The organism is Streptomyces sp. NPDC042346 (assembly GCF_055581845.1).
The window spans coordinates 870,025-886,072 of the sequence record NZ_JBVJEH010000003.1 but is presented as its reverse complement, the minus strand read 5'-3'; the positions used below and the strand labels follow the sequence as shown (position 1 = coordinate 886,072).

Sequence of the window (16,048 nt, the reverse complement as noted above, 5' to 3'; positions counted from 1 at the left end):
CGGGGCGGCCACGCGCGACGCGCGCGTGGCCGCCTCCGGCGTCTCCGCACGACAAGCGATGCCCCATATGATCGCTTTTCATGGGAGAGGTCCGTTTGTCCGCCGAAGCAGCGCCCCGAGGCTCCACCGTCCGTTCGCGGCGCAGCGCCGCGTTCGCCGTCTGGTACCTGCGCGCCGTCACGTTCATCAACTTCCTCAGCGCCGTCTGGGTCTCGTTCGGACAGGACCTGCGCCGCCACAACGAGGACAACTACTTCACCCCGTACATGCTCACCGCGGGCTTCGCCTCGGGCGTCTTCACGCTCTTCCTGGCGATCACCATGCGCCGCCGCAAGCGGGCCGCGTGGATCCTCAACATGGTGCTCGGCGGCCTGTTCCTGCTGCTGTTCGCCGTCGTGATGGTCTTCCCGGAGATCCGGCAGCACACGCAGAACTGGATCTCGCTCGCCCTGACCGCCGCCTTCGTCCTCGCGCTGCTGCTCGGCCGCAAGGAGTTCTACGCGAAGGGCGACCGCTCCAACCCGCTGCTCGCCGCGATCGTCGCGGTCGGCGGACTGCTCGTCACCTCGCTGCTCGCCGCCGTCCTGGTCACCGTCACCAACACCTCCACCGCCCCCTCCACCTTCCTGGAGCGCTGGCGGTACGGCGTGATGCGTCTGGTGACCCTGGCCAGCGACGACTCGCGCTTCGCCGGGATCACCACGCCCGGCTGGGTCGACGTCACCATCAACGTCCTCTCCACGCTGCTGCTCTTCGCGGTGCTCTTCGCCGCCTTCCGCGCCCGGCGGGCCGTCGACCCGCTGACCCAGGAGGACGAGGACCGGCTGCGGATCCTCCTCGACAAGCACGGGGACCGCGACTCGCTCGGCTACTTCGCGCTGCGCCGCGAGAAGAGCGTCGTGTGGTCGCCGAGCGAGAAGGCCGCCATCGCCTACCGGGTGGTCGGCGGGGTCTCCCTCGCCTCCGGCGACCCGATCGGCGACCCCGAGGCCTGGCCCGGCGCCATCGAGCCCTGGCTCGCGGAGGCCCGCGAGCACGGCTGGATCCCGGCCGTGATGGGCGCGAGCGAGGAGGCCGGGGTCATCTACGCCCGGCACGGCCTGGACGCCCTGGAGCTGGGCGACGAGGCGATCGTGGAGACCGACGAGTTCACCCTGGACGGCCGGGCCATGCGGACGGTCCGGCAGGCCTTCAACCGGGTCAAGCGGGCCGGCTACGAGGTCCGCATCCGGCGCCACGAGGACATCCCGGGCGAGGAGATGGACGAGCTGCTCCGCAAGGCCGACGACTGGCGGGACGGGGCGACCGAGCGGGGCTTCTCGATGGCCCTCGGGCGGCTCGGGGACCCGCACGACGGGCGCTGCGTGATGCTGGAGTGCACGGACGGGCAGGGGGCGCTGCGGGCCGTGCTGTCCTTCGTGCCGTGGGGCCCGAAGGGCCTCTCGCTCGACCTGATGCGCCGTGACCGGGACTCCGAGAACGGCCTGATGGAGTTCATGGTCATCGAGCTCCTCCAGCGGGCCAAGGAGATCGGGATCACTCAGGTCTCGCTCAACTTCGCGATGTTCCGCTCCGTCTTCGAACGCGGCTCGAAGCTCGGGGCGGGACCCGTGCTGCGCATGTGGCGTTCCCTGCTCAGCTTCTTCTCCCGCTGGTGGCAGATCGAGTCGCTGTACCGCGCCAACGCCAAGTACCGACCGATCTGGGAGCCCCGATTCATGCTCTTCGAGAAGAGCGCCGATCTGCTGCGCATCGGCCTCGCCGCCGGCCGGGCCGAGGGCTTCCTCGAAGCCCCCGGGCTGCCGAAGTGGCTGCACCGCAAGCATCTGGAGAGTGGGCGTTGAGCGGCTCGGTCACGCGTTTCGCTCGCCGCGAGTGGGGCCCGCTGTTCGGCACCGTACGGACGGCGCTCGTCGTACGGAGGTGGCGTGCGGTCCCGATGACGCTGGCCGCCGTCTGTCTGACGGGCCTCTTCCAGCTCGTGCAGAACCAGGACTGGGGCTACCAGCCGGTCCAGGACATCGGGTCCGTGCGAGCCGAGGACCCCCTGTGGCTCGCCCTGCTGCGGACCCCGCTCTCGCTCTTCGTCCCCGCGCTCGACCTGCCCGTCTGGGGCGCCCTGGCGCAGGTCCTGCTGGTGTTCGGGATCGCCGAGATCTGTCTCGGGCGGTGGCGGACGCTCGCCGTCGCCTATCTGGCCACGCTCTGCGGGACGCTGTACGCGCGGGTGGCCATCGCCCTCGGACCGGGCACCCCGTTCGGTCTTCCGGCCTCGGACGCGCAGGTGGTCGACACCGGCCCGTCGGCGGCCGTCGTGGGTCTCGCCGTCTACGTCTGCTGGCGCTACCGGGCGTGGTGGACCGGGGGCGCGGTGGTCGTCGCCATGGTCGTCGAGGTGTTCGTCAAGCCGAATCTGGCGGGCAAGGAGCATCTGGCCGCCATCGCGGGCGTCCTCGTGCTCATCGGGATCGAGGCCTTGCGGGAGCGGCGTCAGGATGGCGGCGGGTTGGAGCTCCGGCCCGGGACCCGTTCCTGGAAGCCGCCGATCAGGTCCTGAAAACGGCGCCGCACCTTGGTCCAGCGCTTGTCGTGGCGGTACGTACGAATGCGGGAGCGGGCGCGGGCCTTGTGCCGGCGCCCGTAGAAGCGGCGGGACCACCAGGAGCCGGGGCGGGCCAGGCGGACGGCCCCGACGATCGCCACGGGCGGGACCAGGGTGCCGATCACGGCCATCCGGAACTTCCCCTTCACCAGGGCGATCAGGACGAAGAGGAAGTTCACCGCCAGGGTGAGCAGGAACGTGGCCCGGTCCTGGCGTTCGTCGGCGGTCATGTCGTCCACGCCGAGCGGGGAGAAGCCGCTCAGGGCGAGGCCGACGAGGGCCGCGGTGAGCACGACCACCTCGACGCTCTTGCGGCCCTCGTCCGTCCAGTACACGTCGTCGAGGTGGAGGATCAGCGCGAACTCGTCGAGGACGAGCCCCGCGCCGATCCCGAAGACGACGGCGAAGAGCCCCGCGCCGAAGCCGTGCCGGCCGCTGCCCACCGCGCCGAAGCCGCCGATGACGGTGAGGACGACACCGGGCACGACGTGATGGATGTGGAGCCCCCCGGAGGAGACGTTCTTGAAGGGGCCCTTCCCCGCCCTGATGAGCCGGGTGATGGTCCGGGTGACCAGGAATGTCAGGACGAACGAGGTCAGAGCGAGCAGCGTCGGGAGCTTCCCCGGCTCGACGATGTTCCGGGTGAACCAGTGACCCATGCCACCCCGTTCCGATATGAGCGTTATGCGTAATCTACCGTCCGGGGGCGGCGATTACCCTGCCCGGATGGACGGCCTGCGTTTCGCCTTCGGCACCCTCACGGTGCTCCCCGCCCGCATCACCCGCTGGGACCGGGACGCGGCGCGCGCCGGCATGCTCTGCGCCCCGCTCGCCGGCCTCGTCGTCGGCCTCACCTCCGCCGCGCTCGGCGGGACGTTCCTGCTGCTCGGCTCGGGGCCGCTGCTCGCGGCCGTCGTCACCACCGCCGTCCCCGCCGTGCTCACCCGGGGCCTCCACCTCGACGGCCTCGCGGACACGGCGGACGGCCTCGGCAGCGCCAAGCCCGCCGAGGACGCGCTGCGCATCATGAAGCAGTCGGACATCGGCCCGTTCGGCGTCATCACGATGCTCCTCGTCCTGCTGGCCCAGATCGCCGCGCTCGCCCGGCTGTACGAGGAGGGCTGGGCGCACGGCACGGTCGCCGCCGCCCTCGCCGCGACCGTCGCCCGCCTCGCCCTCACCCACGCCTCCCGCCAGGGCGTCCCCGCGGCCCGCCCCGAGGGCCTCGGCGCGATCGTCGCGGCGACGGTCCCGGTCCGCTCGGCGACCCTCTCGACCGCGCTCGTCCTGGTGGCGTGCGCGGGCGCGGGCCTCCTCCTCTCCCCTTACGACGCGGTACGGAACGTCCTGGCGGCCGGCGCGGGCCTGGGCGCGGCGGCGCTGCTGCTGCGCCGGTGCGTGCGGCGCTTCGGCGGGGTGACGGGCGACGTGTTCGGCGCGGTGGAGGAGACGGCGGCGACGGTGGCGCTGGTGGCGCTCACCCTGGGGTGAGCCGCCGGGCAGGCCCGGACACGGGCTAGCAGGGCTTGCGCCAGACGCCCAGCTCGTACCGCTTCTGCATCGAGCTGAGGCCCAGCTTCCGGGCCTGGGGGCAGAAGTCGCCGGTCTCCCGTTCGTACTCGACGTGGAAGACCGCCTTGCCCGCCGCCACGAACGGGGCCAGGCGGCCGCATTCGTCGTACTCGGCGCACTGTTCGTTGACCGCGAAGTCGAAGTCAGGGAGCAGCCTCGGGATCTGGTCCAGGTCGTTCTTGAGGCCCACCGCGAGACCCCGGTCGTGGGCCAGACGGGCGACGAGGCGGTTGTAGCGGAGCTGGTCGGCGGCGGTGAGCGGGAAGCCGGTGCGGTTCTTGTAGCCGTCCATGTTGTCGGGTTCGACGGCGTCGAAGCCCTTGTCCCGGCACATGTCGAGCCGCTTCGCCATGAGGGGTTCGAGGACGTCGGTACGGCGGATGTCGAGCCAGCGCTCGCCCTCCCAGCCGTTGCCCTTGCCGAGGACGGACTTCGGGAAGCGGGCGGCGTCCGGGCGGAACTCCTCCCAGGCGCCGGTGGAGAGGTAGCAGATGACCTTGCGGCCGCGGGCGTGCAGGTCCTTGACCGTGGACGCCGGGTGGTCGAAGCCGTCGATGTCGTACACCGGGACGTCGACCGTCGGATCGAGACGGCCGCTGAGCTGCCACTGCCAGGCCAGGCCGGGCTTCGGCCGCCAGCGGTCGTCCGGCGAGGGCTTCGGGTCGGGTTGGGGGGCCGTCGTACAGGCCGTGGCCAGGAGCAACAGGCCCGCGAGCAGGGGCAGCAGACGTCTCATCGGGCGGGCTCCAGGAGGTGCGGCAGGGTGCCCCAGGGGTGCGCGCCCGTGCCGGGGACCGCGCAGTGCACGGGGGTGGCCGGGCGGACCCCGGGCGGGGCCGCGTAGACGAGGTGGCAGTAGTGCGGGGCGATGGGGAGGTCGAGCGTCCGGTACGTGTCCCAGGGGCCCTCGAAGGTGACGAGGAGGTCGGCGAACTCCTCGTATCCCGGGTCCGGGTGGGCGCCGTGGTTGAGGACGAGCGTCGCGGCCCCGGCGGCCCGGGCCGCGACCGCGATCCGCCGGTAGTGGGCGAGTCCGCCGGGTGCGGTCGTCACCTGGTCGAGGAAGGTCCCGTCGGCGCCGTACCAGTCGCGGTGTCGGAGCAGTTCGGTGACGACCTCGGCGTGCGGGCGGCGGCCGTAGGCGGTGTCGACGTACCCGAGGACGCGCACGCCGGCCTCCCGCAGCCGCGCCGCCGCCTCGGCGAACGCGGGGTCGGGCGCCTCGCCCGCGCCGCTCGCCGGGTTGAGGACGACGCCGTGGAGGGAGGGCGCGGCGGCGACGAGGGCCGACCAGGCCTCGGGGCGGTCGGCGGGGTGCTCGTAGTACGGCACCAGGAGGCAGGGCGTCATGGTCCCCCCTACGCGCGGTGGGCGGTCGGTCGTACCAGCAGAACACAGGTGAGGACGGCGAGCAGCGCCGCCGCTCCCCCGGTCGCCGCCGGGCCCGCCGCGGGCACGGCGGTCTGCGCGGCCGCCGCGATCAGGCACACGGCCGCCGCGCTCCCCACCGCGCCGAAGGCCTGGAGCAGCAGCCCCAGCCAGAGCACGGTCCCGATCACGAGCAGCGAGGCGAGGCGCGGGAGCGTCGGCCAGGGCGCCCCGGGCCAGGCCAGGGTCGCGGCGAGGGTGAGGCCGACGAGGACGGTGAGGTAGCCGCCGAGGCAGAGGACGAGGGTGCCGGTGACCGCCCTGCGGAACTCGCGGGCCGTGGTGAGGGTCCGCAGCCGGGCCAGGCTCTCGCCCCGGAAGCGGTGCAGCAGCCACTCGGCAGGCCCCATGGAGAGGGTCAGCGCGACGACCGCCCCCGCGCCGCTCACCAGGTCGTCCCCGATGCCGGCGCGCAGGACGAGCAGTCCGCTGCCGAGGCCGAAGAGTCCGTACGGGACGGAGGCGGCGCGCGGCGGCCCGCCCCGGCCCGCCGCCCCGCGCCGCACGCCCGGCCGGAGCACGAGCGCCGCGCACGCGACGGCGGCGGTGAGCGAGGCGAGGAGGAGCCCGGCCCGCAGGAGGTCGGGCAGGTCCCAGCGGAAGGCGGGGACGGCTCCGGCGAGCGGCAGCAGGGCGCGGAGCAGGGCCCGTTCGCGGCCGAGGACCAGGAGGACGGTCGCGGCGGCGAGGTAGAGCGACTGGCCGGCGGCGAACAGGGCCGCCGGGAGCTCGCCGGGTCCCGCGACCGCGAACGCGACGGCGGATCCGGCGAGGGCGCCCGCCGGGGCGCCGGTGAGCAGGGTCCGGGCGGCGGCGGGCCGGTCGCCGAGGCCGAGCCAGGTGTACGCGCGGTGGGACAGGGTCTGGTTCCAGACCCAGCCGGTGACGGCCCCGGCGAGGAGCGGGATCGTTCCGCCGGGGAGCCCGAACCGGCCGGGCTCGCCGGCGAGGAGGGGTGCGGCGAGGACGTACGCGAGGCCGGGCAGGGCGAAGACGAGCCCGCGCAGGAGACAGCCGGCGAGTTCGCCGTGCCAGGGCCCGGTGGGCGGCGCCTCCGGTGCGGGGTGGCGGCGTTCCCCGCGCGCGTAGAGGTCCTCGGCGAGGGCGAAGGAGTCGGCGCGGCCGTAGGTGAGGCGTATGTGGTCGTCGGTCATGCCGTCGGATTCGAGGAGCGCGGCGATCTCGTCCGGGTGCACGGCGACGGCGACGAACGCGTCCAGCCGCTCGGCGAGTGCGTCGAGGGGGTCGACGGCGAGGCCGTCGTCGGCGGGAGCGTCGTCGGCGGGTGCGTCGTCGGCACGGGCGGGGACGGACGGGGCGTCGCCGGCACGGGCGGGGGCGGACGGGGCGTCGGCCCGGAGGGCCGTGGAGCCCTCGCGTCGGGGGCGGGGGATCGCCGGGAGCGGGGTCTCCGCGGTCGGCGGTTTCAGCCAGAGGGAGCCGCTCATGCCGGGGTGCCTCCTGCGACGAGGACGGTCGGGGTGCGGCGGGGGGCGGGGAGGCGGATCGTCCAGGCCTTCGGGTCGAGGCGGGGGCGGGGGGCCGGGCGTTCGCCGGCCAGTTCGCGGTAGATCTGGCGGAAGCCGTCCACGGAGCGGTTCAGGGTGAACCGGTCGATGACCCGCTGCCGTGCCAGGCGGCCGAGTTCGGCGCGCCGGGCCCCGTCCCGGAGCAGTTCGGTGACGGCGGCGGCCATGACGGCCGGTTCGCGGGGCGGGACGACGATCCCGGCGTCGCCGACGGCCTCCCGTACGCCTCCGACGTCCGTCGACACGGTGGCCCGGCCGCAGGACATGGCCTCGATGAGGGAGAAGGGGAAGCCCTCGCTGATGGAGGAGAGCATGACGACGCTGCCGGCCGCGTAGGCGCGCGGCACCTCGGAGACGCGGCCCTCGAAGGTGATCCCGTCGGTGACGCCCAGCTCGGCGGCGAGCTTCTCCAGGCGGGTGCGGTAGTCCTCGTTCCCGGCGGGGACCGGGCCGAACAACCGCAGCCGCAGCTCGGGGAGTTCGGCGCGGCTGATCGCGTAGGCCCGGATCAGGGTCTCCAGGTCCTTGATGGGGTCGACCCGCCCGCACCAGCTGAGGGTGGGGGTCTCGGGTTCCGGTCCGGCCTCGGGGAAGAGGGCCGGGTCGACGCCGTTGTAGACGGTGCGGATGCGGTCGGCGGGGGCGCCGCCGCGCTCCTCCCAGCGCCGGTTGTACTGGTTGCAGGGGGTGATGAGGTCGGCCTTGCGGTAGCCGAGCGTGTTGAGCTCGCGGTAGAAGCCGAGCATGAGGGCCTTGACGGGCCAGCGCTGCGCGTCGGTGCGGTAGCCGAGGTAGCGCTCGCGGAGGTAGATGCCGTGTTCGGTGAGCAGGAAGGGCACCCCTTCGAAGTGCTGCGCGGCGAGGGCCGGCAGCGTGGCGAGGCCGCTGGAGACGGCGTGGGCCACGCTGCCGGTGGCTATCCGGGCGGCGAGCGGGCGCAGGGCGTGTTCCAGCAGGTCGGTGGCGGTGAGCGCGTCGTGGACGGTGGGCCGGGCCGCAAGCGTCGGCAGGTGCGGCATGGTCCAGATCCACATCAGGGAGCGCAGGGCCGGTTCGGAGCGCAGGGCGGAGGTCAGCCGTCCCTGCCGGGCCAGTTCGGCCAGTTCGTACAGGCTCGTGCCGAAGTCGCAGCCCGCCTCCGGGTCGAGGAGGGCGAGGAGCAGGCGTTCGTACGCGTCGAGGAAGCGGCGGCGTTCACGCCCCCGCAGGGACCGGCGCGCTCCGGCGAACAAGCCGGGCGCGGCCGGCCCCTGCGGGTGGCCCCAGAGGGGGAACGCGGTGTGCCGGGTGATGTTGGGCGGCAGCTCCCAGGTGACGGGTTCACGGCCGCTGCCGGTGAGGGCGAGGATCTCGAAGTCGACCTCCGGCATGCCGCGGACGAGCTGGTCGCACCAGGTGCTGACGCCGCCGTGGACATGTGGATAGGTGCCTTCGGTGAGCATGGTGACATGACGGCCACTGCTCGGCATGTGCGTTTCCCCCCAGGACGTGCTGGTCAGGCGGTCGGGAGCGTGAGCGTGACGGCGGTCTGGAGCAGTTCGGGCGCGGTCCAGGCCGAGCGGGTGCCCGCGTAGGCCGAGCCGAAGACGGTCGAGCCGAGCAGGGCCTGCTTGCGGGTGCCCTCGGGCGCGGTGACGGGCGCGGTGAGGCCGGCCGGGGCCTTGACGGTGACCGTGGTGCCGATGCGGTAGGCGGTGACCTTTCCGGCGGCGATCGCCTGGTCCCAGGCGGCGCGGCGGTTCAGCTCCGTACCGACGTCCCTCTGGGCCGGGTTCACCAGGGGTGCGCTGGGTGCGAACAGGGCCCGGTAGTCGGACAGTACGCGGTCGAGTACGGGGTAGAGGAGCCGTTCCTCGGCCAGGTTGGACTGGTGGACGTAGTGCGGCCGGGGGTCGTTGCCCAGGACGTGGGAGAGGGCCGTGCGGGCCTCCTGCGGGACGATCCGCCCGGCGTATCCGGTGGTGGTGGGGAGCGGGGCGGGCAGGCAGGTGGAGAGGGGGTTGTCCTCGCAGGCGCCGCTGCCGCCGTCGGCGCGGGAGGTGTAGATCCAGTTGTACTCGTCGGTCATCTCGGCGGCGGTGCCCACGTTGTAGTACACGTTCATGGGGTGGCGGGGCACGGTCTTCGCGGCGCTGCTCCCCGTGCCGACGGAACGCTGCTGCGGTTCGCGGGAGTTGTCGCTCGCGGTCCATTTCACGCCGTTGTCGGCGAGGGCGCCGGAAAGGTTCGGGTTGTCGGCGGGCTGCTGGGGCAGGGTCTTCAGACCGGAGTGCTCGCCGGTGACGAGTTCGGAGCGGTCGACGGAGATGCCCTTGCCGACGGCCCAGTTGTGGTTGTTCCTGATCTGGCCGGAGAGCTCGGAGCGGCTGACCCAGAGGGTGTTGCCGGCGAGGTCCTTGGCGCACCGCCAGGGGACGGTGGTGTTGTCCTGGACGCAGCCGAGGAAGGGGTGGGTGTAGGTGTGGTTGATCCACCGGTACTGGGCGCGGTCCGCGACGAGCTGCGTGGTGAGCGGGTCGGTGCCGCCGTGCTCGGTCTTCCACTGCTCGCCCTGGCCGCCGTTGTAGACCATGTCGAGGGTGAAGCCGGAGGCCTTCTGCCAGGCGGCGGCGTACTGGGCGTCGGCGGCGGTCATCCTGATGGGGTCGACGCCCTCGCCGTCGTCCTCGACGCAGTCGAAGTCGCCGGGGGTGCAGTTGAGCGCGGGGTCCCAGCGGGCGTCGGGGGCGAAGACGTCGTCGACGTGGACGGAGAGGTAGTTGCGGCTCTGACCGAGGTGGACGCCCTGGGTGAGCCATTCGACGATGCCGCGCGCGAGGGCCCGGAACTGCCGCTGGTACTGGTTGTAGGCGAAGGTGACGACGAGCTCGCGGCGCCCGTCGGCGGTGTACTCGCCGATGAGGCTGGCCCGGCCGCCGCCCGTGACGGGGATGTCGACGTAGCTGGTGAAGCCGGCGCGGGGGCGGCCCGCGTAGCCGTAACTCTCGGCGATCGCCGGGTCGTTGTCCTCGAAGGTGAGCGCGCCCGCGAGGTAGCGGAAGGGGCCCGTCTTCCCCGCGGCGGTGACGCCGGCCGTGGTCCCGTCGAGGACGCCGGACCAGCCGCCCTCGTTGGTGTAGTCGAGGCCGACGCCGGGGTGCGACCAGGTGTAGGCGTCGACCTGCGGGATCCCGAAGGTCCGCTCGTACGCCTGGAGCGCGGTGTGCTCGGCGGAGTCGGGGCCGAAGGCGCTCTCGTGGGGCAGGACGACGCCCTGGTACTTGGCGCGGGGGCGCCCGTCGAGCGTGTCGCTGAGGAAGGCCGGGTCGAGGACCGGACGGTTCGGGTCGTTGAGGTCGATCCTGCGGTACGGGACGCCGGAGCCCTTCAGCTCGGCGGTGATGGCCTCGACGGCGCTGCCGCCGTCGTCGACGACGAGGACCGTCAGGTCGACGCGGGGCGCCGGGGCGGCCACCGCCTGTGCGGACGGCACGACGGTGGCGAGCAGCGCGGCGGCGGCGAGCACGGCGACGCGCGCGGTGCGGGGCGCGGGGCGCGGGGCGGTGCGGGACGAGGTGCGGCGGGCGGTTCTGGGCGTGCGGATTCGGCCGGAGTCCATCGGTGGTGTCCCCCCTCTGCAGGCCCGTCCCGGGCCGAGGCCGGACCGGCGGGACCTGTGGAGATGATGCAGATGATGCAAAGGCGCGAGCGTCACCCTTGCGGGAATGAGGCGAGTGTGGACGAGCTCTCCGACCCTGAACGGTAAACATGAAAGAGACACCACGGATGAGTGAATCACTGCCGCCGTGAGCGAACGCGGTGAGCGAGCGTAGGCTCGTTCTCGGCGCTCTCCGGGCCGAAATACGATGCGGCGGGCACGGTCGGCCCATCCCTCGACCGCCACAGAACTCAATGGAAGCGAGAATTCACCACCGTGACTGCTCTCACTCTCAGCACTGCCGGTGCGGCGACGCTGCGCGCCGACGCCCTCGTGGTCGGCGTCGCCAAGTCCGGGAAGACGCTCGTCGTCGCCCCGGGCGGCGAGGCCGTCGACAAGGCCTTCGACGGGCGGCTCGCCGCCGTCCTGGAGACCCTGGGCGCCTCGGGTTCCGAGGGTGAGGCGACGAAGCTGCCCGCGCCCGCCGGTCTCAAGGCCCCCGTCGTCCTGGCCGTCGGCCTGGGCACCGCCCCCGAGGACGGCGAGCCGTTCGGCGCGGAGACCCTGCGCCGTGCCGCCGGCACCGCCGCCCGCACCCTGACCGGCGCGAAGAAGGCCGCCTTCGCGCTGCCGATCTCCTCCGCCGAGGACGCCGCCGCCGTCGCGGAGGGCGCCCTGCTCGGCGCGTACGCCTACACCGCGTACCAGGAGAGCGCCAAGGACGCGAAGAAGCCGCTGGCCGAGGTCGCCCTGCTCGGCGCCAAGCCGCGCGACAAGGCCTACAAGGCCGCGGTCGAGCGCGCCCTGGCCGTCGCCGAGGAGATGAACCGCTCCCGCGACCTCATCAACATGCCGCCGAACGACCTCTACCCCGAGTCGTTCGCCGCCATCGTCGCGGCCGCCGGCAAGGAGCACGGCCTCAAGGTGCAGGTGCTCGACGAGAAGGCGCTCGACAAGGGCGGCTACGGCGGCATCCTGGGCGTCGGCAAGGGCGCCGTCCGCGGCCCGCGCCTGGTCCGCGTCGCCTACACCCACCCGAAGGCGGAGAAGACCCTCGCCCTGGTCGGCAAGGGCATCACCTACGACTCCGGCGGCATCTCGCTGAAGCCGGCCGGCCACAACGAGACGATGAAGTGCGACATGAGCGGTGCCGCCGCCGTGTTCGCCGCCGTCGTCGCCGCGTCCCGCATCGGTCTCGCCGTCAACGTCACGGGCTGGCTCGCCCTCGCCGAGAACATGCCGTCCGGCAACGCCACCCGCCCGGGTGACGTGCTGCGCATGTACAGCGGCAAGACCGTCGAGGTCCTCAACACCGACGCCGAGGGCCGGCTCGTCCTCGCCGACGCGCTGACCAAGGCCTCGGAGGAGCACCCGGACGCGATCGTCGACGTGGCGACCCTGACCGGCGCCATGGTCCTGGCCCTGGGCAACCGCACCTTCGGCATCATGGCCAACGACGACGACTACCGCACCGCGATCCACGAGGCCGCGGAGGAGGTCGGCGAGGCGTCCTGGCCGATGCCGCTCCCGGCGGACCTGCGCAAGGGCATGGACTCCCCCACCGCCGACATCGCCAACATGGGCGAGCGGATGGGCGGCGGCCTGGTCGCCGGTCTCTTCCTCCAGGAGTTCGTGGGCGAGGGCATCACCTGGGCCCACCTGGACATCGCGGGCCCGGCCTTCCACGAGGGCGCCCCGTACGGGTACACCCCGAAGGGCGGCACCGGCTCCTCGGTGCGCACCCTGGTGAAGCTGGCCGAGCTCACCGCCGCCGGCGAGCTCTGAGCACACCCGTGACAGGGGCGGCCCCGGGCCTCGCGCCCGGGGCCGCCCCTGTTCGCGGCTCTCAGCGACTGTTCGCTCGCGACGAAATCCGTAGGTTCGTACGCTGCGGCGATCGCTCCGTACGGACGATCGGCCGTCTCAGAGCACGGCCCCGCGTCCCGCCATCCGTCAACAAGTGCGAAGATGGGTTCTCGGCAGGACAGGGCCCCCACCACAGGGCCGAAATAAAGCGGCCGAACACCAGCCGCCGCCCGGTCATCGAAGACCGGCGACGAGCGCACATGCATGGAGGACGTGACGTGGCGAACGACGCCAGCACCGTTTTCGACCTAGTGATCCTCGGCGGCGGTAGCGGCGGTTACGCCGCGGCGCTGCGCGGAGCGCAGCTGGGCCTGGACGTCGCACTGATCGAGAAGAACAAGCTCGGCGGCACCTGCCTGCACAACGGCTGCATCCCGACGAAGGCCCTGCTCCACGCCGGCGAGGTCGCCGACCAGGCGCGCGAGGCGGAGCAGTTCGGTGTCAAGGCCTCCTTCGAGGGCATCGACATCAAGGGCGTGCACAAGTACAAGGACGACGTGATCTCGGGCCTGTACAAGGGTCTGCAGGGTCTCGTCGCCTCCCGCAAGGTGACCTACATCGAGGGCACCGGTCACCTGTCCTCCCCGACCTCCGTCGACGTGGACGGCCGTCGCGTCGAGGGTCGTCACGTGCTCCTGGCCACCGGCTCCGTGCCGAAGTCGCTCCCCGGCCTGGAGATCGACGGCAACCGGATCATCACCTCGGACCACGCGCTGAACCTGGACCGGGTCCCGGAGTCGGCGATCATCCTCGGCGGCGGCGTCATCGGCGTCGAGTTCGCCTCGGCGTGGAAGTCCTTCGGGACCGACGTGACGGTCATCGAGGGCATGAAGCACCTCGTCCCGGTCGAGGACGAGAACAGCTCGAAGCTTCTTGAGCGCGCGTTCCGCAAGCGCGGCATCAAGTTCAACCTCGGCACCTTCTTCCAGTCCGCCGAGTACACCGACAGCGGTGTCAAGGTCACGCTGGCCGACGGCAAGACCTTCGAGGCCGAGGTGCTGCTCGTCGCCATCGGCCGCGGCCCGGTCTCCGCCGGCCTCGGTTACGAGGAGCAGGGCGTCGCGATGGACCGCGGCTACGTCCTGGTCGACGAGTACATGCGTACCAACGTGCCGACGATCTCGGCCGTGGGCGACCTCGTCCCGACCCTCCAGCTCGCGCACGTCGGCTTCGCCGAGGGCATCCTCGTCGCCGAGCGTCTCGCCGGCCTGAAGGCCGTGCCGATCGACTACGACGGCGTGCCGCGGGTGACGTACTGCCACCCCGAGGTCGCCTCCGTCGGCATCACCGAGGCCAAGGCCAAGGAGATCTACGGCGCGGACAAGGTCGTCGCCCTCAAGTACAACCTCGCGGGCAACGGCAAGAGCAAGATCCTCAAGACCGCGGGCGAGATCAAGCTCGTCCAGGTCAAGGACGGTGCCGTGGTCGGCGTCCACATGGTCGGTGACCGCATGGGCGAGCAGGTCGGCGAAGCACAGCTGATCTACAACTGGGAGGCGCTGCCGGCCGAGGTCGCGCAGCTCATCCACGCCCACCCGACGCAGAACGAGGCGCTCGGCGAGGCCCACCTGGCCCTGGCCGGCAAGCCTCTGCACTCCCACGACTGACGCTGACGTCATCACAGGGCGCGACGACCACTTTCCGCAATTCGTTAGGAGCAACTGAAACCATGTCGGTTTCCGTAACCCTGCCGGCGCTCGGCGAGAGCGTCACCGAGGGCACCGTCACCCGCTGGCTCAAGGCCGAGGGTGAGCGTGTCGAGGCCGACGAGCCGCTGCTCGAGGTCTCGACCGACAAGGTCGACACCGAGATCCCCGCCCCCGCCTCGGGCATCCTGGCCTCCATCAAGGTCGCCGAGGACGAGACGGTCGAGGTCGGCGCCGAGCTGGCCATCATCGACGACGGCACCGGCGCCCCGGCCGCGGCTCCGGCCCCGGCCGCCGAGCCCGTCGCCGCCCCGGCCCCCGTGGCCGAGGCTCCGGCCGCTCCGGCGCCGGTCGCCGAGGCCCCCGCCGCCGCCCCGGCGGGCGGTGCCGCCGGCACCGACGTCGTGCTGCCCGCGCTGGGCGAGTCCGTCACCGAGGGCACCGTGACCCGCTGGCTGAAGTCGGTCGGCGAGACCGTCGAGGCCGACGAGCCGCTGCTCGAGGTCTCCACGGACAAGGTCGACACCGAGATCCCGGCCCCCGTCTCGGGTGTCCTCCTGGAGATCACCGTCGCCGAGGACGAGTCCGCCGAGGTCGGCGCCAAGCTGGCCGTCATCGGCGTCGCGGGTGCCGCTCCGGCCGCCCCCGCCCCCGCTGCCCCGGCTCCGGCCGCCCCCGTCGCGGCCCCGGCCCCGGTGGCTCCGGCCGCCCCGGTCGCGGCTCCCGCTCCGGTGGCTCCGGCCGCTCCCGTGGCCGCTCCGGCCCCGGTCGCGCCGGCCGCCCCGTCGATCGCTCCGGCCCTGGTCACCCCCGTCGCCCCGGCTCCGGCCGAGGACGGCGCGTACGTGACCCCGCTGGTCCGCAAGCTCGCCACCGAGAACGGTGTCGACCTGGCGGCCGTCAAGGGCTCCGGCGTCGGCGGTCGCATCCGCAAGCAGGACGTCCTCGCGGCCGCCGAGGCCAAGAAGGCCGCCGCTGCCGCCCCCGTCGCCGCTCCGGCCGCTCCGGCCGCCGCGAAGGCTCCGGCCCTCGCGGTCTCCCCGCTGCGCGGTCAGACCGTCAAGATGACCCGCATGCGCAAGGTCATCGGCGACAACATGATGAAGGCGCTGCACGGCCAGGCCCAGCTGACCTCGGTCGTCGAGGTCGACATCACCAAGCTGATGAAGCTGCGCGCCCGCGCCAAGGACGCGTTCGCGGCTCGTGAGGGCGTCAAGCTCTCCCCGATGCCGTTCTTCGTCAAGGCGGCGGCCCAGGCGCTGAAGGCCTTCCCGGTCATCAACGCCCGGATCAACGAGGACGAGGGCACGATCACCTACTTCGACACCGAGAACATCGGTATCGCGGTGGACTCCGAGAAGGGTCTGATGACCCCGGTCATCAAGGGTGCGGGCGACCTCAACATCGCCGGCATCTCGAAGAAGACCGCGGAGCTGGCCGGCGCCGTGCGCGCCAGCAAGATCACCCCGGACGACCTGGCCGGTGCGACCTTCACCATCTCCAACACCGGTTCGCGCGGCGCGCTGTTCGACACGATCATCGTGCCCCCGAACCAGGTCGCCATCCTGGGCATCGGCGCCACCGTGCGCCGTCCGGTCGTCATCAACCACCCGGACCTGGGTGAGACGATCGCGGTCCGCGACATGACGTACGTCGCCCTGTCCTACGACCACCGTCTGGTGGACGGCGCCGACGCCGCCCGTTACCTGACGGCCGTCAAGGCGATCCTGGAGGCCGGCGAGTTCGAGGTCGACCTCGGCCTGTAAGG

Annotated in this window: 12 protein-coding genes; 6 read left to right on the top strand and 6 right to left on the bottom strand. The window is 72.6% G+C overall.

The window, feature by feature from the left end; all coding sequences use genetic code 11:
* The first annotated feature begins 80 nt into the window (after positions 1-80).
* Positions 81-1,844 carry a phosphatidylglycerol lysyltransferase domain-containing protein gene (locus ACZ6K0_RS17655; protein WP_469228385.1) on the top strand — a complete coding sequence of 588 codons (1,764 nt, stop codon included), beginning with the start codon at positions 81-83 and terminating at the stop codon, positions 1,842-1,844.
* Positions 1,841-2,557: a hypothetical protein gene (locus tag ACZ6K0_RS17650; RefSeq protein WP_376395627.1), complete on the top strand. Its 717-nt coding sequence runs from the start codon at positions 1,841-1,843 to the stop codon at positions 2,555-2,557. The genes ACZ6K0_RS17655 and ACZ6K0_RS17650 overlap by 4 nt, the downstream gene beginning before the upstream one ends.
* Here the strand turns inward: ACZ6K0_RS17650 and ACZ6K0_RS17645 are convergent.
* Positions 2,491-3,261, bottom strand: a complete 771-nt coding sequence (locus ACZ6K0_RS17645; protein ID WP_376395630.1) for a hypothetical protein — start codon at positions 3,259-3,261, stop codon at positions 2,491-2,493. The two genes, ACZ6K0_RS17650 and ACZ6K0_RS17645, sit on opposite strands and share 67 nt — an antisense overlap.
* A 25-nt stretch (positions 3,262-3,286) precedes the next feature.
* Between ACZ6K0_RS17645 and cobS the strand changes: the two genes are divergently transcribed.
* A complete protein-coding gene (gene cobS, locus ACZ6K0_RS17640) occupies positions 3,287-4,093 on the top strand; it encodes an adenosylcobinamide-GDP ribazoletransferase (RefSeq protein ID WP_469228388.1) in 807 nt (268 codons plus the stop codon).
* A 25-nt stretch (positions 4,094-4,118) separates the two neighbouring features.
* Here the strand turns inward: cobS and ACZ6K0_RS17635 are convergent, their stop codons facing one another.
* Genes ACZ6K0_RS17635 through ACZ6K0_RS17615 form a run of 5 tightly spaced genes read right to left on the bottom strand, consistent with a single transcriptional unit; the run spans position 4,119 to position 10,729 of the window.
* Positions 4,119-4,910: an endo alpha-1,4 polygalactosaminidase gene (locus tag ACZ6K0_RS17635; RefSeq protein WP_376395636.1), complete on the bottom strand. Its 792-nt coding sequence runs from the start codon at positions 4,908-4,910 to the stop codon at positions 4,119-4,121.
* A complete protein-coding gene (locus ACZ6K0_RS17630; protein WP_469228390.1) occupies positions 4,907-5,524 on the bottom strand; it encodes a spherulation-specific family 4 protein in 618 nt (205 codons plus the stop codon). The genes ACZ6K0_RS17635 and ACZ6K0_RS17630 overlap by 4 nt, the downstream gene beginning before the upstream one ends.
* Before the next feature lie 8 nt (positions 5,525-5,532).
* Positions 5,533-7,050, bottom strand: coding sequence for a hypothetical protein (locus ACZ6K0_RS17625; RefSeq protein ID WP_469228391.1), 1,518 nt, complete (start codon positions 7,048-7,050; stop codon positions 5,533-5,535).
* Positions 7,047-8,600, bottom strand: a complete 1,554-nt coding sequence (gene pelF / locus ACZ6K0_RS17620; RefSeq protein ID WP_469228393.1) for a GT4 family glycosyltransferase PelF — start codon at positions 8,598-8,600, stop codon at positions 7,047-7,049. The genes ACZ6K0_RS17625 and pelF overlap by 4 nt, the downstream gene beginning before the upstream one ends.
* Before the next feature lie 26 nt (positions 8,601-8,626).
* On the bottom strand, positions 8,627-10,729 hold the full coding sequence (locus tag ACZ6K0_RS17615) for a hypothetical protein (RefSeq protein WP_469228395.1): 2,103 nt from the start codon (positions 10,727-10,729) through the stop codon (positions 8,627-8,629).
* A 315-nt stretch (positions 10,730-11,044) separates the two neighbouring features.
* On the opposite strand from ACZ6K0_RS17615, the gene ACZ6K0_RS17610 reads away from it, so the two are divergent.
* From ACZ6K0_RS17610 to sucB, 3 genes are all read left to right on the top strand, one after another.
* Positions 11,045-12,553, top strand: coding sequence for a leucyl aminopeptidase (locus ACZ6K0_RS17610; protein WP_376395650.1), 1,509 nt, complete (start codon positions 11,045-11,047; stop codon positions 12,551-12,553).
* Between the two features lie 299 nt (positions 12,554-12,852).
* Entirely contained in the window at positions 12,853-14,241 is a 1,389-nt protein-coding gene (lpdA, locus tag ACZ6K0_RS17605) for a dihydrolipoyl dehydrogenase (protein ID WP_376412808.1), read from the top strand.
* A 62-nt stretch (positions 14,242-14,303) separates the two neighbouring features.
* The gene (gene sucB, locus ACZ6K0_RS17600; RefSeq protein ID WP_469228397.1) at positions 14,304-16,046 is read left to right on the top strand and encodes a 2-oxoglutarate dehydrogenase, E2 component, dihydrolipoamide succinyltransferase; all 1,743 of its coding nucleotides are present in this window, start codon (positions 14,304-14,306) and stop codon (positions 16,044-16,046) included.
* Positions 16,047-16,048: the final 2 nt, after the last annotated feature.